23 protein-coding genes and 2 riboswitches are annotated in these 22,211 nt (G+C 34.9%); of the genes, 8 read left to right on the forward strand and 15 right to left on the reverse strand.

Annotated elements, in window-relative coordinates:
• Positions 1-26 precede the first annotated feature (26 nt).
• From G7082_RS03900 to G7082_RS15100, 4 genes are all read right to left on the reverse strand, one after another.
• Complete coding sequence (locus tag G7082_RS03900; protein WP_166033913.1) at positions 27-845, reverse strand: DUF1129 family protein; 819 nt, start codon at positions 843-845, stop codon at positions 27-29.
• A 1-nt stretch (position 846) separates the two neighbouring features.
• Entirely contained in the window at positions 847-1,176 is a 330-nt protein-coding gene (locus G7082_RS03905; RefSeq protein ID WP_166033914.1) for a PadR family transcriptional regulator, read from the reverse strand.
• Positions 1,177-1,296: 120 nt separating this feature from the next.
• Complete coding sequence (thiT, locus tag G7082_RS03910) at positions 1,297-1,851, reverse strand: energy-coupled thiamine transporter ThiT (RefSeq protein WP_166033915.1); 555 nt, start codon at positions 1,849-1,851, stop codon at positions 1,297-1,299.
• A 63-nt stretch (positions 1,852-1,914) separates the two neighbouring features.
• Positions 1,915-2,018: riboswitch (TPP riboswitch) on the reverse strand.
• A gap of 140 nt (positions 2,019-2,158) precedes the next feature.
• Positions 2,159-3,259 carry a 3D domain-containing protein gene (locus G7082_RS15100; protein ID WP_166033916.1) on the reverse strand — a complete coding sequence of 367 codons (1,101 nt, stop codon included), beginning with the start codon at positions 3,257-3,259 and terminating at the stop codon, positions 2,159-2,161.
• Positions 3,260-3,404: 145 nt separating this feature from the next.
• Between G7082_RS15100 and G7082_RS03920 the strand changes: the two genes are divergently transcribed.
• The 3 genes from G7082_RS03920 to G7082_RS03930 all read left to right on the forward strand — a co-directional run bounded on the left by G7082_RS03920 (position 3,405) and on the right by G7082_RS03930 (position 7,523).
• Positions 3,405-3,884, forward strand: coding sequence for a nucleoside 2-deoxyribosyltransferase (locus G7082_RS03920; RefSeq protein ID WP_166033917.1), 480 nt, complete (start codon positions 3,405-3,407; stop codon positions 3,882-3,884).
• 145 nt (positions 3,885-4,029) lie between these two features.
• Complete coding sequence (locus G7082_RS03925; RefSeq protein WP_166033918.1) at positions 4,030-5,760, forward strand: ABC transporter ATP-binding protein; 1,731 nt, start codon at positions 4,030-4,032, stop codon at positions 5,758-5,760.
• Between the two features lie 2 nt (positions 5,761-5,762).
• Positions 5,763-7,523, forward strand: a complete 1,761-nt coding sequence (locus G7082_RS03930) for an ABC transporter ATP-binding protein (RefSeq protein ID WP_166033919.1) — start codon at positions 5,763-5,765, stop codon at positions 7,521-7,523.
• 128 nt (positions 7,524-7,651) lie between these two features.
• Here G7082_RS03930 and G7082_RS03935 read toward each other — a convergent pair whose 3' ends face one another.
• The 3 genes from G7082_RS03935 to G7082_RS03945 all read right to left on the reverse strand — a co-directional run bounded on the left by G7082_RS03935 (position 7,652) and on the right by G7082_RS03945 (position 9,397).
• A complete protein-coding gene (locus tag G7082_RS03935) occupies positions 7,652-8,128 on the reverse strand; it encodes an LURP-one-related family protein (protein WP_166033920.1) in 477 nt (158 codons plus the stop codon).
• A gap of 73 nt (positions 8,129-8,201) precedes the next feature.
• The gene (locus G7082_RS03940) at positions 8,202-8,891 is read right to left on the reverse strand and encodes a YjjG family noncanonical pyrimidine nucleotidase (protein ID WP_166033921.1); all 690 of its coding nucleotides are present in this window, start codon (positions 8,889-8,891) and stop codon (positions 8,202-8,204) included.
• A gap of 20 nt (positions 8,892-8,911) precedes the next feature.
• The gene (locus G7082_RS03945; protein WP_166033922.1) at positions 8,912-9,397 is read right to left on the reverse strand and encodes a MerR family transcriptional regulator; all 486 of its coding nucleotides are present in this window, start codon (positions 9,395-9,397) and stop codon (positions 8,912-8,914) included.
• A gap of 87 nt (positions 9,398-9,484) precedes the next feature.
• Here G7082_RS03945 and G7082_RS03950 point away from each other — a divergent pair, with 87 nt between their 5' ends.
• Positions 9,485-10,219, forward strand: coding sequence for an SDR family oxidoreductase (locus tag G7082_RS03950; RefSeq protein WP_166033923.1), 735 nt, complete (start codon positions 9,485-9,487; stop codon positions 10,217-10,219).
• 323 nt (positions 10,220-10,542) lie between these two features.
• Here G7082_RS03950 and G7082_RS03955 read toward each other — a convergent pair whose 3' ends face one another.
• Both G7082_RS03955 and G7082_RS03960 read right to left on the reverse strand, forming a co-directional pair.
• Positions 10,543-11,067: a folate family ECF transporter S component gene (locus tag G7082_RS03955; protein ID WP_166033924.1), complete on the reverse strand. Its 525-nt coding sequence runs from the start codon at positions 11,065-11,067 to the stop codon at positions 10,543-10,545.
• 41 nt (positions 11,068-11,108) lie between these two features.
• A riboswitch (THF riboswitch) is annotated at positions 11,109-11,213 on the reverse strand.
• A gap of 59 nt (positions 11,214-11,272) precedes the next feature.
• Positions 11,273-11,650 carry a methylglyoxal synthase gene (locus G7082_RS03960; RefSeq protein ID WP_166033925.1) on the reverse strand — a complete coding sequence of 126 codons (378 nt, stop codon included), beginning with the start codon at positions 11,648-11,650 and terminating at the stop codon, positions 11,273-11,275.
• A 126-nt stretch (positions 11,651-11,776) separates the two neighbouring features.
• Here G7082_RS03960 and G7082_RS03965 point away from each other — a divergent pair, with 126 nt between their 5' ends.
• Positions 11,777-12,883 carry an ABC transporter ATP-binding protein gene (locus tag G7082_RS03965; protein ID WP_166033926.1) on the forward strand — a complete coding sequence of 369 codons (1,107 nt, stop codon included), beginning with the start codon at positions 11,777-11,779 and terminating at the stop codon, positions 12,881-12,883.
• A 147-nt stretch (positions 12,884-13,030) separates the two neighbouring features.
• Here the strand turns inward: G7082_RS03965 and G7082_RS03970 are convergent, their stop codons facing one another.
• From G7082_RS03970 to G7082_RS03995, 6 genes are all read right to left on the reverse strand, one after another.
• Positions 13,031-13,612 carry a hypothetical protein gene (locus G7082_RS03970; RefSeq protein ID WP_166033927.1) on the reverse strand — a complete coding sequence of 194 codons (582 nt, stop codon included), beginning with the start codon at positions 13,610-13,612 and terminating at the stop codon, positions 13,031-13,033.
• A 76-nt stretch (positions 13,613-13,688) separates the two neighbouring features.
• Positions 13,689-14,576: a 16S rRNA (adenine(1518)-N(6)/adenine(1519)-N(6))-dimethyltransferase RsmA gene (gene rsmA / locus G7082_RS03975; RefSeq protein ID WP_166033928.1), complete on the reverse strand. Its 888-nt coding sequence runs from the start codon at positions 14,574-14,576 to the stop codon at positions 13,689-13,691.
• Positions 14,569-15,147, reverse strand: a complete 579-nt coding sequence (gene rnmV / locus G7082_RS03980) for a ribonuclease M5 (protein WP_166033929.1) — start codon at positions 15,145-15,147, stop codon at positions 14,569-14,571. Before rnmV ends, rsmA begins: the two co-directional genes overlap by 8 nt.
• Positions 15,147-15,917, reverse strand: a complete 771-nt coding sequence (locus G7082_RS03985; RefSeq protein ID WP_166033930.1) for a TatD family hydrolase — start codon at positions 15,915-15,917, stop codon at positions 15,147-15,149. The genes rnmV and G7082_RS03985 overlap by 1 nt, the downstream gene beginning before the upstream one ends.
• 83 nt (positions 15,918-16,000) lie before the next feature.
• On the reverse strand, positions 16,001-18,007 hold the full coding sequence (metG, locus tag G7082_RS03990; protein ID WP_166033931.1) for a methionine--tRNA ligase: 2,007 nt from the start codon (positions 18,005-18,007) through the stop codon (positions 16,001-16,003).
• A 306-nt stretch (positions 18,008-18,313) separates the two neighbouring features.
• Complete coding sequence (locus G7082_RS03995; RefSeq protein ID WP_166033932.1) at positions 18,314-18,583, reverse strand: GNAT family N-acetyltransferase; 270 nt, start codon at positions 18,581-18,583, stop codon at positions 18,314-18,316.
• A 126-nt stretch (positions 18,584-18,709) separates the two neighbouring features.
• On the opposite strand from G7082_RS03995, the gene G7082_RS04000 reads away from it, so the two are divergent.
• From G7082_RS04000 to G7082_RS04010, 3 genes are all read left to right on the forward strand, one after another.
• Positions 18,710-20,056, forward strand: coding sequence for an Nramp family divalent metal transporter (locus G7082_RS04000; RefSeq protein ID WP_166033933.1), 1,347 nt, complete (start codon positions 18,710-18,712; stop codon positions 20,054-20,056).
• An 81-nt stretch (positions 20,057-20,137) separates the two neighbouring features.
• Positions 20,138-20,674: a hypothetical protein gene (locus G7082_RS04005; RefSeq protein WP_166033934.1), complete on the forward strand. Its 537-nt coding sequence runs from the start codon at positions 20,138-20,140 to the stop codon at positions 20,672-20,674.
• A 143-nt stretch (positions 20,675-20,817) separates the two neighbouring features.
• On the forward strand, positions 20,818-21,666 hold the full coding sequence (locus G7082_RS04010; RefSeq protein WP_166033935.1) for an AraC family transcriptional regulator: 849 nt from the start codon (positions 20,818-20,820) through the stop codon (positions 21,664-21,666).
• The last annotated feature ends 545 nt before the right edge of the window (positions 21,667-22,211 follow it).

Genomic DNA, 22,211 nt, shown 5'->3' on the forward strand with positions numbered 1-22,211 from the left:
TTGATAATTCATTTCGTGAGATATTTTTATTCTTTTCTCATTTTCCGTAAATTTATATACATCGATCCGTAAATTAAAACCACGATGACCACAATAAAAATTGTTTTATTCGTGTTAGAAGCAAGTAACCCATTAACACTTGGTATATGTTGAACGGTTGGAATGAAATTTAGTAAAGCTAAACTTAAAATCGAATAGTAGTACTCCTTTTTCTTCTTTAAGAGAATCCACAACGCATAAATTACTAGACCTCCCCAAGTCAGAAATAAGCCTGTCATAGAAGGCACATGTATACTTAGCCAAAAACCACCTAAATAATTTGATACAAAAGTTAGACCAAAAAATAGAAAACTAATTAAGAAAACAATAACATACTCCTTTTTTTTACTCGCATTTGGTTTAAAGGTAAACTGATTCATCATTGAAAAGATAATCTTTACAAAGACCAAACTAATTAGTCCGTTAAATAATAATGCCAAAAAATTAATACTTGGATTGATTCTCGTTAAGCTGGAAAACAACGAGAACAGTGAGCTAATTCCAAAGACCATTAAGACTAATTTTATTCTTTTTTTACTATCTACAGTCGGTAATTGTTCCAGCAATTTATCTAACATTGGTTGCGGATTTTTCCCGAAAAAACTTTCTGCACTTTCACTGTTTTCTTGTGCTTCTAAGATATCTTGCAACAGCTCCATTAAAATCAGCTCTGTATCTAATTCCTCATGAAATAAAGATTTTGTTCTAATATAAATTAAGACTTTTTCATAATACTCTTTATTTTCAACCGTTAATTGTTCTCGCAACTGATTATTTTTTTCAATTAATTTTTCTTCTTTAGTCATCTTATTTTTCTCCCTCTTCTTTTAACATATGATTCACATTTTTGGTTAACTCTTGCCACTGCTCTTTGAATGAAATTAATCTTTCCTCACCCATTTGGGTTAATGTATAGTATTTTCGATCTGGTCCATCAGGAGACGGTTCCATTTCACCTTTGATTGCTTCTTGTTTTTCTAACTTTTGTAGTAAAGGATAAACCGTGCCACCAACAATATCATCAAATCCTGACTTTCTGAGTTCTTGTACTAATTCATAACCATAAATTTTTTCTTTTTGAATGATGGCTAAAACACAACCTTCGAGAACTCCTTTTAATAATTGCGTCTGCTTCACGTCACCCCTCCTAACTAGTTTGTTTTACATAGTAGTTGTAATATAGCAAATTTTAACTAGTATGTAAAGCAAACTAGTTAAAATAATAAACGTGCAGCCAAAATAACTGCACGTCTTAATCTATGGTATAAAAATTTTAGGACTCTTTTTAGCTAGTAACAACACAATTGCATAGGTTGCTAATGACGTTAAAACTGCACTTGTTCCATTGATTACTAATGAATAAGTCACTGGACTTAACCCCCATAGCGCGTATTTCCCCCAGAAAATAACCCCTGCTAAAAAATGACAAACATAACGCGCCAAGGTTCCTACTACGGTTCCCATTAAAAGTGTCAGCCAAACTTTTCCACTTTTAGAGCGCAGTTCTTTTTGTAATTGGACATGAAATAAGCCAGCAAACCCAATAAATGTATAGGCTAATAAATACTCAATCAACGCTTGAGACACAGTTAATATATAGGCTTTCCCGAGCAGAAAATGTAGTAATCCCCAAATCAAACCGCTATATAAGCCCGGTTTAAATCCCCTTCTTAAAGAGTAAACGATGATGGGTAGCATGCCGATAGAAATCGAGAAACCCGGTCCAAACTTGAGCGGTATAAATGATAATGCCATAGCAAATGCTGCGGCGATTGCTCCTTCTAACCAACCTCTTGATGTTGATGATTGCATAATAAAAACTCCCTTTCTATTGTAGTGTCACTGACCATACAACAAAAGAGGAGTAAAAAGATATTTTCACTCCATCACAATTCCTACGTTTGTCCTAACAAATTCAGGTTCGAGGGTTTAGAGTAAATACATACTCAATCTCAGCTAATGCTCCCCTTTGCGATGGTAACAGTATTTAGTTTTATTACATAACGAGTATCTCATTGATACTAATTATCGTCAATGAGTTAATACGTGCGTTATTTCAAATAACTATTTTAAAAATAAAAAAACAAGACTAATCGCTATCAGTCTTGTTCTAATAATATTATTTAACTGTAACACTAACTGTTTGACGTCCAAATTGACGACATTCTTCAATGGTATTAAAGTGTAAATCAATACGATTACCTTTAATATCGCCACCAGTATCTCCTGCTACGGCAATTCCGTAACCTGATACTTCAACCACAGATCCTAATGGGATTGTATTTGGATCAACCGCAATCACACGAGAATTTTTACGTAAATCAATACCAGTTGCTGTAAAGTAGCTTAAACCAGGTTGTGTATATGAATAACCTGTTGCTTCCATTTGCATTGAGTTACCGCCACCAGTACTTGGTTTAGTTGGTTGTTCTGGTGTCGTTGGTGGTGTTATATTGACTGACTCTTCTGTTGTTTCTGAAGTATTATTTTCTTTTACTTCACTAGAAGATGTATTAGTTTGTGTTTGTTGTTTCTTAGCAGCACTTGCTTCGATTTCTTTACGGTTAGCTACTTCTGCTGCCGCTTTCTTGGCTTGCGCTTCTTTAACCACTCGTTCATTAGATAATTTCTCTAATGCGGCTTGATTATTACTTAGTTCTGTTTTTAAAGATGACACATCTTTTTCTAAAGTGCTTGCTTCTTGTTCCATTGACGTTTGTTTTTCAGTCAACGTTGTTTGATTTTCTTCCAAACTTGTTTTTAATTCATCTAACTTTTCTTTATCTTCAGCTAGTGAATCAACTTTAGATTTTTCAGCACCTTGTAAAACTGTCATAGCATACGCACGGTTGAAGAAATCTGAGATATTTTCAGAAGATAACAAGGCATCTACTAAATTGAAAGATGAACCATTTGATTGGATGTTTTGCATACGTCCAGCCATCGCTTCTGTTCTTTTAGTAATACTTGCTTCTGTTTTTTCTATATTTTTTTCTGTATCTTTAATAGTCGCTTCAGTTTCAGAGACTTCTGATTTTAAAGTTTCTACTTCTTGATATTTTACGTTAACTGATTCTAGTGCTTTATCTATTTTATTACTGATCACAGTGCTTTCTTTTTTGACTGCTTCTTCGCTAGATGCAGCTAAAGATAGAACTGGTGACACTGACAAAGCCACAACAGATAAAAGCATTACGGATAACCCTTTTACTTTCAACAACGACAACACCTTTCATTTATACCGTCCAATTTAATTCTTCACTAATTATACAAGAAGAGCACCCACTCTTTGTAACAATCTCTTTACAAATTATTACAGTTTGAGCTAAGCTATACATAATCATGTAACAGTTAGGAGTTTTACTATGACAAAACAAATTTACTTTGCTAGCCCACTTTTTTCAGATATGGAACGCAGATATAACGACTACCTTGTAAGTAACATTCGTAAAAAATACCCAAATGAACAAATTTATGTTCCTCAAGAACAAGGTGATATTAATGATAAGGAAAGTTATGCTGATTCAATGATGATTGCTAAATATGATACTGATGCTTTGTTAAATAGCAAATTAGTCGTTGCTGTTTTAGATGGTGCGAGTATTGACGTTGGTGTGGCTTCAGAAATTGGTGTGGCTTATCAAGCAGGTATCCCTGTCCTTGGTTTATTCACTGATTCTAGACAACAGGGAGCAACAAACAAGCAAAAAATTACAGCACTTAATGACGTCGCTGAATCTCAATTTCCTTACGTTAATTTATATACTGCCGGCTTAATTAAACTAAACGGGCAAATTATTAATAACGAACAAGAGTGGCTTGAGGTAATTGAAACGTATCTTTAATATTTTTTCACAGATTGATTGTATAACTTTTGGTTATGCGACCAATCTGTTTTTTTATAAATTAAGCTAAGGCACTTCCTTTTAAAAAAAGGTACTCTGGCGTACAATATGACTAGTTATAAAAAATTTCAGAAAGGATGCTTCTATGATTTCACTTTTACATTATGCTAGTAAGTATAAAAAACAGCTTATTTTAGGCCCCTTCTTCAAATTACTTGAAGCCATTCTCGAATTATTTCTTCCCTTTTACATGGCAAAATTAATTGACCAAGGCATTAGCCAACAAGACACACAATACACCATAAAAATGGGGATTTATATGCTTCTTATGTCAGTTATTGGTTTAGTTTGTGTCATGATTTGTCAATATTACGCTTCCATTGCCTCACAAGGATTTGGAACAGAACTTCGAAACGCTGTCATGAAAAAAATCAATCAGTTCTCCCATCACGAGCTTGATATATTTGGTTCTTCTACTCTGATTACCCGATCAACAAGCGATATTAATCAACTACAACTGGCTCTTGCTATGTTGATTCGTTTGGTTATCCGAGCGCCGTTTCTTAGTATCGGTTCCATCATGATGGCTTTTTATATTGATGCCAAAATGGGGCTTATCTTTTTACTAACGATTCCTATTTTTTCCATTATTTTATTTTTTATCATGAAAAAAACCGTGCCCTTATATAAAAAAGTTCAACAAAAAATTGACTATTTGAATGCGACAATTAGTGAAAATTTAAGTGGGGTTCGAGTGATTCGCGCCTTTGCTAAAAAAGAAAAAGAAATCGATGAATTTGGAGAGGTCAGTGATGATTTAGCCACAGCTTATAAAAATGTAACCAATCTTTCTGCATTACTTTCGCCAAGTACCATTCTTATCATGAACTTAGCCATTGTTTCTATTTTATATTTTGGTGGAATTAATGTTAATTTAGGTCATTTACAATCCGGTCAAATTTTGGCCTTGATTAATTATATGACCCAGATGTTACTCGCACTTGTAGTGGTCTCAAATCTAGTTGTTATTTTCACACGTGCTTTTGCTTCTGCAGATCGAGTGAATGAAATTTTGGAAACAACACCTACTATTGAGACGAGTCAAAAAGCAACAATCTATACACCATGGAAAAACAACCAATTAGTAAGTTTTAATAATGTGTCCTTTAGATACACTGAAAAAAGTGGGGATGTTCTTAAACATCTTAATTTTACCCTAGCTAAAAATGAGACTCTTGGTATTATTGGTCCAACTGGTAGCGGTAAAAGCACTCTTATTCAGCTAATCCCTTATTTTTATGCTCCTACTAAAGGGACACTCTTAGTTAATGGGCAAGATATTACAACTTATGAAACAGGTTCGTTACGAGATCATATTGCCATTGTCCCTCAAAAGAGTTCCTTGTTTAGCGGAACGATTCGTAGCAACTTGCTCATTGGAAATCCTAATGCTACAGATGCAGACTGTTTAGAAGCCTTAGAGATGGCTCAATGCTCAGATTTTGTCGATTCGTTACCTAAAAAATTAGATGCTGAAGTATTAGCTCAAGGTCAAAATTTTTCTGGTGGGCAAAAGCAACGATTAAGTATCGCCCGTGCCTTAATTAAAAAACCAGATTTACTCATTATGGATGATTGTTTAAGTGCCTTAGATTACCAAACCGACCTTTTGATTAGAAAAGCCTTGAAAGAGAACTTTAAGGAAACAACAGTGATCATCATTTCTCAACGCGTCTCATCTGTTAAAGATGCCACAGCTCTTTTGGTCTTAGATGAGGGACAGCAAGTTGGGTTCGGTTCACATGAGTCTCTATTGAAAGAATCTCCTATCTATCAACAAATTGTCCATTCTCAAGCAGAAAAGGAGGTCTTCTAAACATGCGTAGAAAAAGTTTTTCTATTCACAGCCCTCGACGTTTTTTTGATTATTTAACTACTTTTAAAAAAGAAATTATTTTAGCTACTATTTTTGGAATTCTTAACGGTCTTTCTGTTGTCACAACCACGTATTTTATTGGTAAGTCGGTGGATACAATGGTTGGAATTCACCAAGTTAGGTTAAAAGAATTGTCGCATATCGTGATTCTTTTATTAGCGATTACAGCAATTACAGCTTTTTCTCAGTGGTTTATCCAAACATTAGGTAATCATGTTGCTTATTTTTCTGTTGCTAAATTAAGAAAAGATACCTTTAGTCACCTTAATAAGTTACCACTCCGATACTACGATCAGACAGCACACGGTGACATTATGAGCCGATTTACGAATGATTTAGATTACATTTCAGAAGCCTGTGCTGCCATTTTTAACAATGTTTTTTCAGGCATGACAATTGTTATCATTTCTTTAATCAGCATGTTGAAACTAAGTCCTATCTTAACTTGTGTTGTTCTTCTTTCTACAAGTTTTATTTTCTTAGTTAACTGGGTGGTCGCTAAAAAAAGCCAAAAAAATTTCGCTGAGCAACAAAAAAAAGTTGGAGAAATTTCTGGCTTCTTATCAGAAACGATTCAACAACAAAAAGTCATTAAAGCATTTCAATTTGAAGATACGTCTCAAGAGAACTTTGAAGGATTGAATCAACAATTACAACACGTTGGAGAAAGAGCTCAATTTATCTCTTCTCTAACAAATCCATTATCTCGTTTTATTGATCATTTAGGGTATTTGATGATTGGCGTTATTGGTGGAATCTTCGTGATTAAGTCTCCTGAAACAATGACTATTGGAATTATCACCAGTTTTATTATTTATTCGAGTCAGTTCTCCAAACCTTTTATCGAACTTTCTGGCATTACAACTCAAATCCAAACAGCCATTGCAGGCTTAGACCGAATTTTTAGTTTAATCGATCAACAAGAGGAACCATCAGATACTACCACTGATTCCTCCTTTTCCATACATTCTGGGAAAATTGTTTTTGATCATGTTTATTTCTCTTACTTAGAGAATCAACCATTAATTGAGGATTTTAATTTAATTGTTGAGCCTGGTGAAACTGTAGCGATCGTCGGGAAAACGGGAGCAGGAAAATCGACTTTAGTTAATTTGTTAATGCGTTTTTATGACGTGAATCAAGGAAGTATTTCGATTGACGGTAGGCTCATTCAAGATATTCCGCGGGACAAATTGAGGCAATCTTTCGGGATGGTTCTTCAAGAAACGTGGCTCTTTGATGGAACGATATGGGATAATCTCACCTTTGGTAATCAGCATGCCACTGAAGAGCTAGTTATCTCTGCGTGTAAAGAAGCTGCTATTTATCATTTTATTGATACCTTACCTGATAAGTTTAATACTCATCTAGGTCAACGTGGACTAAGTATTTCTGATGGTCAAAAACAATTACTAACCATTGCTAGAACAATGATTAGCCAACCACACATGTTAATTTTAGATGAAGCAACTAGCTCTATTGATACCTTGACGGAGCAAAATATCCAAGCAGCTTTTTTGAAAATGATGAAAAATAAAACAAGCTTTATTATCGCTCATCGTTTATCTACTATTAGAGAAGCAGATAAAATCATGGTCATGGATCAGGGAAGTGTTGTAGAGATTGGTACCCATGAAGAATTACTCCAAATAAAGAATGGTTTTTATTACACCCTTTACCACGCTCAGTTTAAACATTCTTAAAAAATAATAAAAGGCATTAACCAAGCGTCCTCTTGGTTAATGCCTTTTACACTAGTAGTGATTGTGAAAAATATTCCTGTTTTATTATACAAATATTAGCCATTTTAAAAGATTAACTGTTATTATTTTCAAGAAACAGTGCTGAAATTCACAAAATCTAATAAAGAAAGCAATGCAACTAGAGAAAGTTCATTCTCAGGTTCAAAAATAGTTAGCTCGTATGAATCTTCTGTTGCTATCCATCTTTTTCTTACTTTAGCTACTTTACGATAGCCTAACATTATCTCAAATGACATTTTTGATAAATAGCCTTCAGTATGCATTTCTTTGCTTTCAACTATATAATTTGATCCATGAGTTAGCATTTCTTTTTCTACATTAAATACCACCTCATTATCAACTTCAATTATGTATTTTTCTTCTGCCCCCATCTCTACTTCCTTAACAACGGCGACAATTTCTTTTCCAATCGTTTTCACAGTTATTTTAGGAGTGTCTTTTTCTGAGGATATTATAACAGTATATTCTTCCTTACCTTTTCGATTCACAACAGTTGTTGTTTCTCGAATACTAGTCTCACCTTGTTTCATAATCAGTTGCTTCATTAAACCACTCCTTCTTGTTTAATTTCTACACCTGTATTATAACACAAAAGTATGTGATTTTGGTTACAATTCACTAATTATTTAATATATTTTCTATTTGTTTTAAATTAGTACATATAAAAGTAGGTTTATCATCTCCAACCGATTCATTAAAGTTATTTATCCAGATAGAATCAATCCCTACTCGATTAGAACCTTTTATATCAGAGGTTAAGCTGTCTCCTACCATCAAAACTTTACTTAAATCTTTTATCTGTTCTTGAATAAAAATCGCTTCAAAAAAACGCATGTCAGGCTTTTCAAACCCTACCTCTTCTGAAATGTACAACTCTGTGAAAAATTCACTTATATCTGCATTTTTTAGACGTTTCCTCTGTGTTCGTCCGACACCGTTTGTTCCAGCATAAATACTATAACCATCCGCTTTAAGCTGTTTTAATAACTCAACGGTCCCATCCATAACGTCATTGCGATTTTCCAGAAAAGTTCGATACTCATCGTCTGCCACTTTCCCATCAACTTGAAGACCTTTTAAAGCAAAAAATTTAGCAAATCTTGTTTCTAAGACGGTTTCTTTTTTTATTCGTCCCTCTTCTAATTTTGTCCATAATTCATGGTTAATCTCTTTATATTCAGCAAATGTTTCCTCATTAAAAATCACACCATACTTTGTAAACATTGCTTTTAAAGCGTGATGCTCCGATAAACTGAAATTTAATAATGTATTATCTAAATCAAAAATGATATGTTCATATTTCTTCATAAAAAAATTCCTCCTAATAGTTACTTTTTATAATGATGTGGCGTATCACTCACTCGCCACTTTTCTTCACTTTGGTTGCTATTATACTGTTTTAAGACCTCTGGGTTCAAGGATCTTGTCCCCTCTTTAAAATGGATCGATTCAGTTTGAGCTTCGCAAGCTGTCTCATAGTACCATTTCTTCCACTTTAAAAAAGCAAGCATCATTTCTAAAGATTTAATTTTTCCCTGTAAAGCATGCTCTTTTTCAGAGAAAAAAACCTTCCTTTGTTTTAAAGTAGTGTCACCCAACATAGTCCATTCTACAAATTGCCCAATTTCTTTAACGGGAACATCTGATAATTTCAAACACTGAATCACTTCTAAATATTTTAAATCCGTCTCACTAAATTCACGGTAACCAGATTCATTTCTTTTAACAAAAGGAAGCAAACCATTTTTGTCATAATAGCGTAATGTATCTGTTGAGATATTTGTGATTTTTGCCACTTCTCCTATGGTATACATTTTTTTCCTCTTTTCTCTTGCCTTGAAGTTAGCTCCAAGGTTTATGCTTCTATTAGTTTCTATAAATAATAAGGATGTGTGTTAAAAATGTCAACTAAACCATTAATCGTCATTACAGGAGCCAGCTCAGGATTCGGTGCTAAGGCGGCTCAACTATTTAATTCAAAAGGATATCCTATGTTGTTACTCGCTCGCCGGATTGAAAAGATCGAGGAACTTCCTCTGAATTTTGAAAATGTCATGATTGAACAAGTAGACGTCGTTAATAAAGAAGCGTTTCGACAAGCGATTAGTAAAGCTGAAGCTATATACGGATCGACAGACTTACTAGTTAATAACGCTGGTGTCATGCTCTTAGGAAATATTATGAGCCAAGAAGAAACAGAGTGGGAAACAATGCTTCAGACGAATGTTTTAGGCGTTTTAAACGGGATGAAAGCTGTTTTAAGTCAGATGACTAAAAGAAATCACGGAACAATCATTAACGTTTCTTCAATCGCTGGTTTTAAAGCATTCACTGATCATACGGCTTATGTTGCAAGTAAATTCGGGGTTCACGGACTAACAGAAACCATTCGCCAAGAAGTAGCCGATAGCAATGTCCGAATCTCGCTTATCTCACCAGGAGCTGCTGAGACAGAGCTTTTAAGTCACGTGACTAATCAACAGTCTCACGCTGATTATATTGCTTGGAAAGAAAGTATGGGCGGTTTAACTTTGGATCCAGAAAAAGTAGCCGAAGCGATTGCCTTCATTTACGAAATGCCACAAGAAGTCACCATAAGAGAAATAACCATCGCCGCCACTAAACAACAAGCGTGATGAAAAAGGCGTTCAGCTCCAAGCAACTGGAGGAAAATAAAAATAATTCGTGCTTTTTGAATTAATTTTATTTTTTGAAGTTGCCGCAGGAGTTGCCTTTTGAATCCATACTAACAAGCGTGATGAAAAAGGCGTTCAGCTCCAAGCAACTGGAGGAAAATAAAAATAATTCGTGCTTTTTGAATTAATTTTATTTTTTGAAGTTGCCGCAGGAGTTGCCTTTTGAATCCATACTAAACAAGCGTGATGAAAAAGGCTGTTTTACTCCAAGCAGCTAAAAAAAAGAGATTCTAACATTTTATATGTCAGAATCCCTTTTTTAATTAAACGCTAAATTTAACAATTTGTTTTTGAAACACTCTAATATTCACCATTGAATAGGTGATAAACACTTGAATCACACACATAATACTTGAACTGATAATACGAGCAGGTAAAAAGCCAAACACAGCGTTCCCTTGCATCATATATAACCATAATGTATTAAGTGGCAGACTTAAAAGAAATGTTACAATAACATTTACTAAAATAATACGAGTTAATGTCAGATCTTTTTTGTGGTAAAAGCTACTATAGATGATCCCTGCTAAAAAGGCAGTCAATGTAAATCCTGGGAAGTATGCACCACCTGCCGGGAAAAGCATCGCTCCGATAAAATCACATAAAGCATTCGCACTACCAGCTACGATTGGACCAAATAAAATGGCCATAATCACCACTGGAATAAAGAAAAAGCTAATCTTAACAAATCCCGTTGTAATTGATAAAAATTGCGACAACACAATGCGCAGAGCCATTAACACCCCCATCAAAGCAATTGTCTTCGTTGTAAAAACTTGTTTTTCCATTCTAGCATCTCCTTTTTTAGATAGAGTTGCTACATCCATTATGCAGCGAATGCGAAAATAATGTCGCAAGTGCTCCTCTAGCACTTTTCGTCCAGTGAGCTACATCCCATCCCACTGGCACTTGACGCTTTATTTCCTACTCTGTTTCATTTTACACTAAGAACTATATCACATTTTTGAGGGATTACAATAAAGGGGATGACGGTCAATTTTCCGCCAAATTTTGGAGTTCTTTAAATAATAAAATTGCTGTACTTTTATTTGTTGCTAAAGGAACTTCGTAGACGTCACTCAGACGAATCAACGCGTTCACATCTGGTTCATGAGGTTGCGCTGTTAATGGATCTCTTAAAAAGATAATCATGTCCATCTCACCTTCTGAAACTTTCGCACCAATTTGTTGATCTCCGCCTAAAGGCCCTGATTTGAAACAATGAATACTCAACTTAGTTCTCTCCATTATTTTTGTTCCTGTTGTCCCTGTCGCAAATAATTCATGCTGATTTAGAATAGCTTCATACTTCTGGGTAATTTGAATCAAATCTTCTTTCTTTTTATCATGAGCAATTAACGCTATTTTCATAATAACACTCCTTATTTATTTTTTAGTCATTTTGACATAAATGATTGGTCACTTTTAACATTGTAAGCGTATTACATTTTCTATTATACTCTATGTAACAAATGAATCGAAAGAAGGAAACTCGACATGGTAGAAATCGCATTAAAACATATACATAAAAAATATGATGGTAACCCAAATTATTCAGTAACAGACTTTAACTTAGATATTCAAGATCAAGAATTCATCGTTTTTGTTGGGCCATCAGGCTGTGGTAAATCAACAACATTACGTATGGTTGCTGGTCTTGAAGATATTTCAGAAGGTGAATTATGGATTGGAGACCGCATGGTTAATGATGTTGCTCCTAAAGACCGTGATATCGCCATGGTTTTCCAAAACTACGCACTATATCCACATATGACTGTTTTTGATAACATGGCATTTGGTTTAAAACTTCGTAAATATGACAAAGCTGAAATCCAAAAACGTGTGGATAATGCTGCTGATATTTTAGGATTAACTGAATACTTACAACGTAAACCTGCCGCTTTATCAGGTGGACAAAGACAACGTGTGGCTTTAGGTCGTGCCATCGTTCGTGATGCTAAAGTGTTCTTAATGGATGAGCCTTTATCAAACTTAGATGCTAAATTACGTGTGGCAATGCGTGCTGAAATCGCTAAATTACACCGTCGTTTAGAAACAACAACGATCTACGTTACCCATGACCAAACAGAAGCGATGACAATGGCTGACCGTATCGTTATTATGAAAGATGGTTTCATCCAACAAATCGGAACACCAAAAGAAGTATATGATACACCTAACAACGTTTTCGTTGCGGGCTTCATTGGATCACCTGCAATGAACTTATTCAACGTTACTTTAGGCGAAGATGGTTACATGACAGACGATGCTGATTTACGCCTTCAAGTTCCTGAAGGTAAATTTAAAGTTCTTAAAGAAAAAGGTTACGCTGGTAAAAAAGTTGTCTTTGGTATTCGTCCTGAAGATATCCACAGTGAGCCAATCGTAAAAGATGCGTCACCACATAGCGTTGTGACTTCTGAAGTAGTCGTATCTGAATTATTAGGCGCTGAAACAATGCTTTACACTCGTACAGGTCAAACTGAATTTATCTCTAAAGTAGATGCTCGTTCTGCTTACGTTCCAGGTGAACAAATTGAACTTGCTTTCAACTTAAATAAGAGCCACTTCTTTGACGCTGAAACAGAAGAAGTTATTCGTTAATTAAACTTATTCCCTCTTTTCACTTTTTATTAACCAATTAAGTGAAAATTAAAAGCTTGATCCTAGAAGTAAAAGGATCAAGCTTTTTTATTCTATGTTAGATTGTTTAGTCCAGATTCAAGCGGCAGTCCCTCAACAACTTCACAACTAAACGCCTCTTTTATCTCTCTGTTTAGCCGCTAAGTAAACAGGTAGCTTAAACTTCGTCCCAATTTTTTCTGCAATCGTAAACGCTATGGTGAAGTCAACTAAGCTATGGATAAAGCCACCAATTCCAACAAAGACAAACACACTAATGAAGAATCCTGATGTATAAGTTTCTGCTGATAACCTACCATTCATAAAGAAGATCGTCACAACTAAGGTTTCACAAATCGCATGAATTAACCCAATCACCACATTAAACGCGATCATTTTTTTAGGCGAGCTGATAATATTTGGTCTCTTCGATAAGAAAAGCGCCCCTAAAAACGCAAAAATCACATGAGATAAAGCTCTCATTGCAATAATAAAAGGCGTCGTTAAGAAAAAACCAAAGGCTGTCCCTAAAGCAACTAACACAGCTACTGTAGGAGACACGAACATTGCTAAAAATACTGGTACGTGACTTGCTAAAGTATATGACGCAGGACCTAACACAATCCTGACTGGCATAACCATCGGTATCATAATCCCTAACGCAATTAACAGTGCTGCGTAAGTTAATGATTGAACTGAATTTTTTTTCATTTACATTCATCTCCAACATCTTTTTCAACTATGATAACGATTGAACAGACTTTTGTCAACGAACATTGTTTATGAACTAGGCTTCTTTATTCGCAATTAAGCTGTTTGATAGGTTTCCAAATTCTTGTATACTTAAAGTTTCCCCGCGACGCTTTGGATCAATCTCGCATTCTGCTAAGGATTTTTCTAACCACGCTTTAGTCGCTTCATCTTTACCAAAGAAACTTATTAAGTTGTTCCACAAAGTTTTTCTACGTTGCATAAAAGCTGATTTCGTTAATTTGAAGAAGAATTTTTCATCTGTCACTTCCACAATTGGCGTTGTTCTCTTCGTTAATTTAATGATCGCTGAATCAATATTAGGTTGTGGAATAAACGCTGTCTTAGGAACAATAAACGCTAATTCTGCTTCCATGTAATATTGAACAGCAATTGATAATGAACCATATGCTTTTGTACTAGGTACAGCCGCAATTCGGTCTGCCACTTCTTTTTGCATCATCACAACCATTGTTTCAATATCTAAATTAGACATTAATAAGTGCATCATAATCGGTGTCGTGATGTAGTAAGGTAAGTTTGCCACCACTTTAATTCCACCATCTGTTGAAAACGTCTCTCTTGCTACCGTTTCAATGTCAGCTTTCAACACGTCTTCGTTAATAACGGTCACATTATCATAAATACTCATGGTATCATCTAGCACTTCAATTAAGCGTTGGTCAATTTCAAAGGCTAAAACTTCCCCATTAGAACGTGCTAAGTGTTCCGTTAGTGCACCAATCCCAGGACCAACTTCAATAATATGGTCTTGATCTGTTAATTCAGCTGCAGCTGCGATATTTCTTAAAATATTTGGTTCTGTTAAAAAGTTTTGACCTAAACTTTTTTTAAATGAAAAACCGTATTTTTTTAGTATTTCTTTGGTTCTACTTGGTGTTGCAATATCCTTATATTCACTCATTTTTTTCACCCTCTAAAATTTCTTTCATCGCTTTTGTAAAAATCTCTTTTTCAATATGGAACATCTTCAACCGTTTTTTCAATTGCTTCCCATTAGTGTAGCCAATATTTAGTTTTTCTCCTAATAATTCTCTTCTAACTTTAGCGTGAGGTCCTGCAATTAAGCCAAAACGAATTAAATCTTCTGTTTCTATCTCTGATTCAAATAATTCAACAGTTGGCGTTGAGACATTTTTCAGTGCATCAATGATCGTTTCATTACTCGCATGCTCCACACCTAAACTGTTCCCCTTTTTTTGAGGTTCTCCTTTTTTCCGAGAAATAAAGGCATGTTTAGCTGTCGGTACAATTTCTGCAATTTGTTTTCTAATTTTCTCACCGGAAAAGTCTGGATCAGTAAAAACAATGACGCCTCGCACTTTTTCTGCATGTTCTATCTTTTGTAAGGTTTCTTGACTTAAAGCTGAACCATTCGTTTCAATTGTGTCAGCATCGACTACCTGTTGGATTCGCTTGGTATCAGATTTTCCTTCCACAACAATAATTTCTTCTATTCTTATTTTTTTTGTCATTATTCACCAATCCTAAATAAACGATGGGCATTTTCTCTTGTCACCTGTGCTACCTCTTCAAAAGGAATATTTCTCAACTCAGCGATTTTTTCTGCCACATAACGCGTATACCCTGGTTCATTTCGTTTACCACGATAAGGCATCGGCGCTAAGTAAGGAGCATCGGTTTCAACCAATAACTTATCCATTGGTACAACGGTTGCTGCTTCATGAACTTCAAAAGCTTTCTTAAAGGTCACCACACCACTAAAAGAAATGTGCATTCCTAAATCTAAAAAGCGTTTTGCCCATTCACCGTCACCACTAAAACTATGCATAATCCCGCCAATATTATGGATTTTTTCTTCTTTTAGTATTTTATAAGTATCCTCAATAGCATCTCTCGTGTGAATACTAATCGGTAAGTTCATTTCTTTAGCAATCGCAATTTGTCTTCTAAAAATTTTATCCTGAACTTCTTTGGGATCTTCCATCCAGTAGTAATCTAAACCAATTTCACCTAGTGCCACAACTTTTGGCGTTTCTAATTGATGTTGTAATTTAGTTTCTATTTCTTTTGAATAACTACCCGCTTCTGTTGGATGCCACCCAATAATGCTATAAATATCTTCATAGGTATGACTTAATTCTAAAGACTTTTCAATTGTTGGGGTATCAAAGCCCACAACAGCCATTTCAGTCACACCAAGTTCACGTGCTCGCTCAATCACTTCTGGAATTTCTGATTCAAAAGCTTCTACATTTAAATGAGTATGAGTATCAAAAATCATTTTTTCTCACTCCAATCTTCTTCATTTTAACACAAAAGAAAACGACTGAAAGAACTAACGCTTCCTTTCAATCGTTTTTTTAATTAGGCAATAATCGCGCCATTTTCAGCACATTTTGGTGCTTCCACAACATATAATTTACCATCCGCATTTTCAGCTGATAAAATCATCCCTTGACTAATTTCACCGCGCATTTTACGAGGTTTTAGGTTAGCAACAATCACGACTTTTTTACCAACAAGTTCAGTTGGTTCTGGATAAAATTCTGCAATTCCTGAAAGAATTTGACGGTGACCTTTGTCCCCTGCATCTAAACGGAATTGAAGTAGTTTATCGGCACCCTTCACTTTACGGCAATCAATGACTTCTGCTACTTTTAATTCAACTTTATCAAAGTCTTCATATTTAATTTGTTCTTCTTTAGATGAAACAAGTTCTGTTTCTTCTGGATTGAAGACTTCTTCTTCTTTCACATTCGTTGTTTGAGCCATTTGCTCTTTAATGTAAGCCACTTCCACTTCCATGTCTAGACGTGGGAAGATTGGTGTTCCTTTACTAATAACTTTTGTATTTTTAGGAAAATCACCGAAACGAATATCTAACATAGATAAAGTTTCTTCACCTAAGCCTAACTGGCGTAAAATTTCTTTTGGCGCTTCTGTTAAGACAGGTTGTAATAGAATCGCTGCAATACGTAAACTTTCAGCTAAATGGACCATGACACTGTTTAATTCAGCTTTTCTCTCAGGATCTCTTGCTAACACCCAAGGCTCAGTCTCATCTATATATTTATTAGCGCGAGAAATTAATTTCCAAATTTCGCCTAACGCCACGTTAAATTCCATTTTTTCCATTGCTTTATTATATTTACCGATAATATCAGCAGCTGTTGTTGATAATTCACTATCAAATTCAGTCACTTGTGATGCATATGACGGGATATTTCCCTCACAATATTTATTAATCATCGCAATCGTACGATTTAATAGGTTTCCTAAGTCATTGGCTAAATCGTAGTTTACACGAGCCACAAAGTCTTCAGGTGTAAAGACGCCATCTGAACCAAATGGAATAGCGCGCATTAAATAATAACGTAAAGCATCTAAACCATAGCGTTTAACTAACATTTCTGGGTAAACAACGTTACCTTTTGATTTAGACATCTTACCGTCGTTCATTACTAACCAACCGTGAGCAAAAATCTGTTTTGGTAATGGTAAATCTAGGGCCATTAACATAATTGGCCAATAGATTGTATGGAAACGGACAATTTCTTTTCCAACCATATGGACGTCAGCTGGCCAATATTTTTTAAAGTTACTATCATCTTCAGTACCATAACCTAAGGCTGAAATATAGTTTGATAACGCATCAATCCACACGTAAACTACATGTTTTGGATCAGCATCAACTGGAATTCCCCATGAGAATGACGTACGACTAACTGCTAAATCACCTAAACCAGGTTTAATAAAGTTATTAACCATTTCGTTTTTACGAGAAACAGGCTCAATAAAATCAGGATGAGCATCGTAGTATTCTAATAAACGGTCCGCATATTTGCTCATACGGAAGAAGTAACTTTGCTCTTTAACAAGCTCTACTTCGTGTCCACTTGGTGCTTTTCCGCCGATTACTTTACCATCTGCATTACGGTAAACTTCAGCTAATTGGTTTTCAGTAAAGTACTCTTCATCAGATACTGAATACCAACCTTCATATTCGCCTAAGTAAATATCACCTTGGTCTAACAATTGTTGGAAGATTTTCTTCACTGTTTGCATATGACTTTCGTCTGTTGTACGAATAAATTTGTTGTAATCAATGTCTAGTAAGTTCCATAATTTTTTAACATCTGTTGCCATATCGTCAACATATTCTTTGGGTTCAATCCCTAATTGTTCTGCTTTTTGTTCAATTTTTTGACCATGCTCATCTAAACCAGTTAGATAAAACACATCAAAGCCTTTCAAGCGTTTGTAGCGAGCCATTGCGTCACAGGCAATTGTTGTGTATGAACTACCAATGTGCAATTTTCCACTTGGATAATAAATGGGGGTTGTGATATAAAACGTTTTTTTATCCTCCATTTGTAAACCTCCTCGATTATTATGGGCAAAATGACACCCATTTTTACATATAGTCCTCAATATTATAACACAATTCAAAGTCTTATTTAAGAAAAACAAAAAAAGAAGCAAAAAGCTTGCTTCTACTGACTTTTACTATCTGTTTTTCTGCCCATTAACAACACTATTTCATTCAAAAATCACTTTTTTGTTTTTGTTCCACATAAAATACGGTTGTTTTATTTAAATGAATCCCTTATAATCATAAACTGTGGTGTTCATTCATCATATTTTAGGCTAAGGCTGTCTTCGGGCAGTCTTTTTTTGTTATTTTTTAAGTAAATCTTGATACTCTAAGTGTGTTTCAAAATACTTCACAACATAAGAACAAGTTGGAATAATTTTGATGTTTTCATTTCGGGCTTTTTTTATAATTTCTAAAACTAATTTTTCTGCCAATCCTTTACCTCTTTGACTCGGATCAACAAAAGTATGATTTACCTCAATAACATCATCCATTACTGTCTCCCAAGTAATTTCAGCCACCATTTTTCCATCTTCATTTAAATAAAATCGCCCATTTTCTTCTTGAAACATGCGTCCCACTCCTTTTCATTTATCTCTCTTTAACTATATACAATTCAGCTTCTTAAAACAATTCTCTTGCTTTTTTGTTTATTTAAAAGCATAATTTAGGTACACCTAAAAAGGAAGTGTCTTTATATGAATAAACACCAAAATTTACTTACTGATAAGCTTAATGGTTTAAGCTTACCCGAAATAAACAATACCGTTTCCGTCCCAAAAAATGCAAGTTTTTTAAGGAAATTACTCGCCTATTCTGGTCCAGGAGCTCTGGTTGCTGTTGGTTACATGGACCCAGGTAATTGGGTAACCTCCATTGCTGGTGGGGCGCAATACGGGTATTTACTCTTATCTGTTATCTTAATTTCTAATATCATTGCCATGATGCTACAGTACATGTCAGCGAAATTAGGTATTGTCACAGGAATGGATTTAGCCCAAGCAACACGCGTTCACACAAATAAAAAAATGGGGATTTTCCTTTGGATCATGAACGAACTTGCTATTATGGCAACAGATATTGCTGAGGTAATCGGGAGTGCAGTTGCTTTAAATCTTTTATTCGGGTTTCCTCTGCTACTCGGAGTCTTTATTACTGTTCTGGATGTCTTTTTACTCCTCATGTTAGCAAAACTTGGCTTTAGAAAAATCGAAGCAATTGTCATGACTTTAATTGCCACTATTTTTGTTATTTTCATGTACGAGGTTATATTAGGACAGCCCAACATGAGTGACTTATTTCAAGGGTTTATCCCTAGAAAAGAAGTATTAACTGATAACGGTGCCTTACTTCTTGCTCTAGGAATTGTAGGGGCGACAGTTATGCCTCATAACTTGTACCTTCATTCTTCGATTGTCCAATCAAGACAGTATGATCGTGAAGATAAAGCTGAACTAAAAGAAGCAATTCGCTTTGCTAAATGGGATTCTAATATTCAATTATTTTTCGCTTTTATTGTTAACTGTTTACTATTAACACTTGGAGCGACATTATTTTTTGGTCATGGTGACTCATTAACAACACTGGGCTCTCTATACCATGCCTTATCTGACTCAACTGTCGTAGGAGCGATTGCTTCACCAGTGCTTAGCGTTCTGTTTGCTGTTGCTCTACTGGCTTCTGGTCAAAATTCAACGATTACAGGAACCTTGTCTGGGCAAATTATCATGGAAGGTTTTATTAAATTACGACTTCCAACTTGGGCTAGACGTTTAGTCACACGTCTTCTCGCCATCATTCCTGTCGTAATTGCGATTATTTTATTTGGAGACTCTGAAGAAGTTGTAGAGAAATTACTAATCTATTCACAAGTCTTTCTAAGTGCAGCCCTACCTATTTCGATTATTCCTTTGACTATTTTTACTAGTCAAAAGAAATTAATGGGCGACTTTACCAACCGTTTGTGGGTAACCGCTTCGGCTTGGATTATCACGGTTGTCTTAACTATTCTTAATGGCTACCTTATTATCTCGACTTTTGTGTAAAATATCATAAATTGTATTGGTACTTTCTCTGACATCGTTTATAATAAAGGTATAAAAATACTATTATTGGAGGCCTACAACATGTTTCAACAACAAAAAGTTTACAAAAGCATGGAGAACCGCAATTTTACCCCTGAAAGTTTGTTAGCAGAATTAGAAGATCTTAAACAATTTAAATTTGAAAATATTTCTTACACTGGTATTAGCTTAAACATGGAAATGTTGATTACTCAATATTTACGTGACGCAAAATTCAGTTTAATCGAAGTTCAAGGCGGTTTAGCTAAGAAGAATTTCACGACTTGGCATGCCGATTTAACGTTAGCTATCAACATCTTTAATCACTTTGCTGAATTTACTCAAAATCATTTCAACTACTATTTAGAAGAAGCTAAAAAATATCAAGCTGAAACTGGCAATAGTAATACATCAAAAGAATACAAAGCTTACTTTGAACAAGGTAATTCTATGTACTTCCATGATGTTTTACACAGTGTGTTTGATCTTTCTAGAAAACTTGATTTAAGCATCGATGATTTCAAAGAAGCCTTAGCTTCTGATGAGTTAAACCTTGCTGATTATGAATTACCTGAAAAGAAAGTTTTCGAAGGTAAATAATTCAAAAAAGAGCTATCCTTCACATCCGTTTTAGTGAAAGATAGCTCTTTTTTATGACTGACTTTTTTTGCCAAGTATTATCCATTTCCTTATCATAAATTTAGTTATGATTACTTCAGAAGAGAGAAAGGCGGAAACCATTAGTGAATGAATTTGCTGCAGTTTTAGAATACATTGAGGAACATTTATCCTCAGAAATCAATATGAAAGATATCGAACGCTTGGCCCAAATGTCAGAATATAATTTTCAAAAAATATTTTCTATTTTAGCTGGTATTTCTTTAGGTGAATACATTAGAAAAAGAAAACTCTCTCACTCTTTATACGATTTAAAAGAAACAGATATGAAAATCATCGATATTGCTTTTAAGTACGGCTATCAATCATCTGAAAGCTACAGCAGAGCCTTTCAACAATGTTTCCAAACTTCTCCTTCTAACGCTCGAAAAAATTGGGATAACCTTAAAATTTTCCCCAAATTATCGATTCGAGTTCAAATTAAAGGAGGAAATGAAATGAATTATTACATGACAAAAGAAGCTACTTTTTTAGTCACAGGAATTAGAGAAAGTTACACAACTGTTAATGAAGGACAAGCAAAAATTCCACAATTTTGGGATAGGTTTAACGATACAACTCTTTTTGATCAAGTTATTAATGAGAAAGATGCCACAACACCTAACACAGTTCTTGGTATTTGTTTACCTGGTGAAGGTGAGGCTTATGATTATTTCATCGGCGTTAGAAGTAGTGAAGAAACAACTAATTCTGAACTAGAAACAATCACCCTTCCTGAAACAGATTGGGCTGTTTTTAAAGCTGTCGGAAAAGTCCCAGAAGCTATTAGAGAGACGTATCAAGAAATTTATGAATCTTTCTTCCCTAGCACGTCTTATCAGCAAAGAAACTTACCCGATTTTGAATCCTACCCACTTGATTTAGACCCAATGTCAGAAAACCACGTAACAGAAATTTGGATCCCTGTTAAATAAGAGTGAATAAAAAATCGTTTTGCTCTAAGCAACTGGAAGGAACAGCAAACAATCCGTGCTTTTGGGATTGATTGCTGTTCCTGAAGTTGTCGCAGGAGCAGATTTTTTATTCCTGACTAAACAAGCGTGATGAAAAAGGCGTTTAGCTTCAAGCAATTGGAAAAAATGAAAAATAATTCACGGGTTTCGAATTAATTTTCATTTTTGAAATTGCCGCAGAAGCTGCCTTTTGAATCCATACTAACAAGCGTGATGAAAAAGGTGTTTAGCTTCAAGCAATTGGAAAAAATGAAAAATAATTCACGGGTTTCGAATTAATTTTCATTTTTGAAATTGCCGCAGAAGCTGCCTTTTGAATCCATACTAACAAGCGTGATGAAAAAGGCGTTTAGCTTCAAGCAATTGGAAAAAATGAAAAATAATTCACGGGTTTCGAATTAATTTTCATTTTTGAAATTGCCGCAGAAGCTGCCTTTTGAATCCATACTAACAAGCGTGATGAAAAAGGCGTTTAGCTCCAAGCAACTGGAGGAAATAGAAAACAA

Source organism: Vagococcus hydrophili, from assembly GCF_011304195.1.
Taxonomy (GTDB): domain Bacteria; phylum Bacillota; class Bacilli; order Lactobacillales; family Vagococcaceae; genus Vagococcus; species Vagococcus hydrophili.

Excerpts from the sequence above, each read along its gene's own strand:
- G7082_RS03900 (WP_166033913.1), bottom strand. The coding sequence starts at position 845 with ATGACTAAAGAAGAAAAATTAATTGAAAAAAATAATCAGTTGCGAGAA.
- thiT (WP_166033915.1), bottom strand. The coding sequence starts at position 1,851 with ATGCAATCATCAACATCAAGAGGTTGGTTAGAAGGAGCAATCGCCGCA.
- G7082_RS03920 (WP_166033917.1), top strand. The coding sequence starts at position 3,405 with ATGACAAAACAAATTTACTTTGCTAGCCCACTTTTTTCAGATATGGAA.
- G7082_RS03925 (WP_166033918.1), top strand. The coding sequence starts at position 4,030 with ATGATTTCACTTTTACATTATGCTAGTAAGTATAAAAAACAGCTTATT.
- G7082_RS03930 (WP_166033919.1), top strand. The coding sequence starts at position 5,763 with ATGCGTAGAAAAAGTTTTTCTATTCACAGCCCTCGACGTTTTTTTGAT.
- G7082_RS03935 (WP_166033920.1), bottom strand. The coding sequence starts at position 8,128 with ATGAAGCAACTGATTATGAAACAAGGTGAGACTAGTATTCGAGAAACA.
- G7082_RS03940 (WP_166033921.1), bottom strand. The coding sequence starts at position 8,891 with ATGAAGAAATATGAACATATCATTTTTGATTTAGATAATACATTATTA.
- G7082_RS03945 (WP_166033922.1), bottom strand. The coding sequence starts at position 9,397 with ATGTATACCATAGGAGAAGTGGCAAAAATCACAAATATCTCAACAGAT.
- G7082_RS03950 (WP_166033923.1), top strand. The coding sequence starts at position 9,485 with ATGTCAACTAAACCATTAATCGTCATTACAGGAGCCAGCTCAGGATTC.
- G7082_RS03955 (WP_166033924.1), bottom strand. The coding sequence starts at position 11,067 with ATGGAAAAACAAGTTTTTACAACGAAGACAATTGCTTTGATGGGGGTG.
- G7082_RS03960 (WP_166033925.1), bottom strand. The coding sequence starts at position 11,650 with ATGAAAATAGCGTTAATTGCTCATGATAAAAAGAAAGAAGATTTGATT.
- G7082_RS03965 (WP_166033926.1), top strand. The coding sequence starts at position 11,777 with ATGGTAGAAATCGCATTAAAACATATACATAAAAAATATGATGGTAAC.
- G7082_RS03970 (WP_166033927.1), bottom strand. The coding sequence starts at position 13,612 with ATGAAAAAAAATTCAGTTCAATCATTAACTTACGCAGCACTGTTAATT.
- rsmA (WP_166033928.1), bottom strand. The coding sequence starts at position 14,576 with ATGAGTGAATATAAGGATATTGCAACACCAAGTAGAACCAAAGAAATA.
- rnmV (WP_166033929.1), bottom strand. The coding sequence starts at position 15,147 with ATGACAAAAAAAATAAGAATAGAAGAAATTATTGTTGTGGAAGGAAAA.
- G7082_RS03985 (WP_166033930.1), bottom strand. The coding sequence starts at position 15,917 with ATGATTTTTGATACTCATACTCATTTAAATGTAGAAGCTTTTGAATCA.
- metG (WP_166033931.1), bottom strand. The coding sequence starts at position 18,007 with ATGGAGGATAAAAAAACGTTTTATATCACAACCCCCATTTATTATCCA.
- G7082_RS03995 (WP_166033932.1), bottom strand. The coding sequence starts at position 18,583 with ATGTTTCAAGAAGAAAATGGGCGATTTTATTTAAATGAAGATGGAAAA.
- G7082_RS04000 (WP_166033933.1), top strand. The coding sequence starts at position 18,710 with ATGAATAAACACCAAAATTTACTTACTGATAAGCTTAATGGTTTAAGC.
- G7082_RS04005 (WP_166033934.1), top strand. The coding sequence starts at position 20,138 with ATGTTTCAACAACAAAAAGTTTACAAAAGCATGGAGAACCGCAATTTT.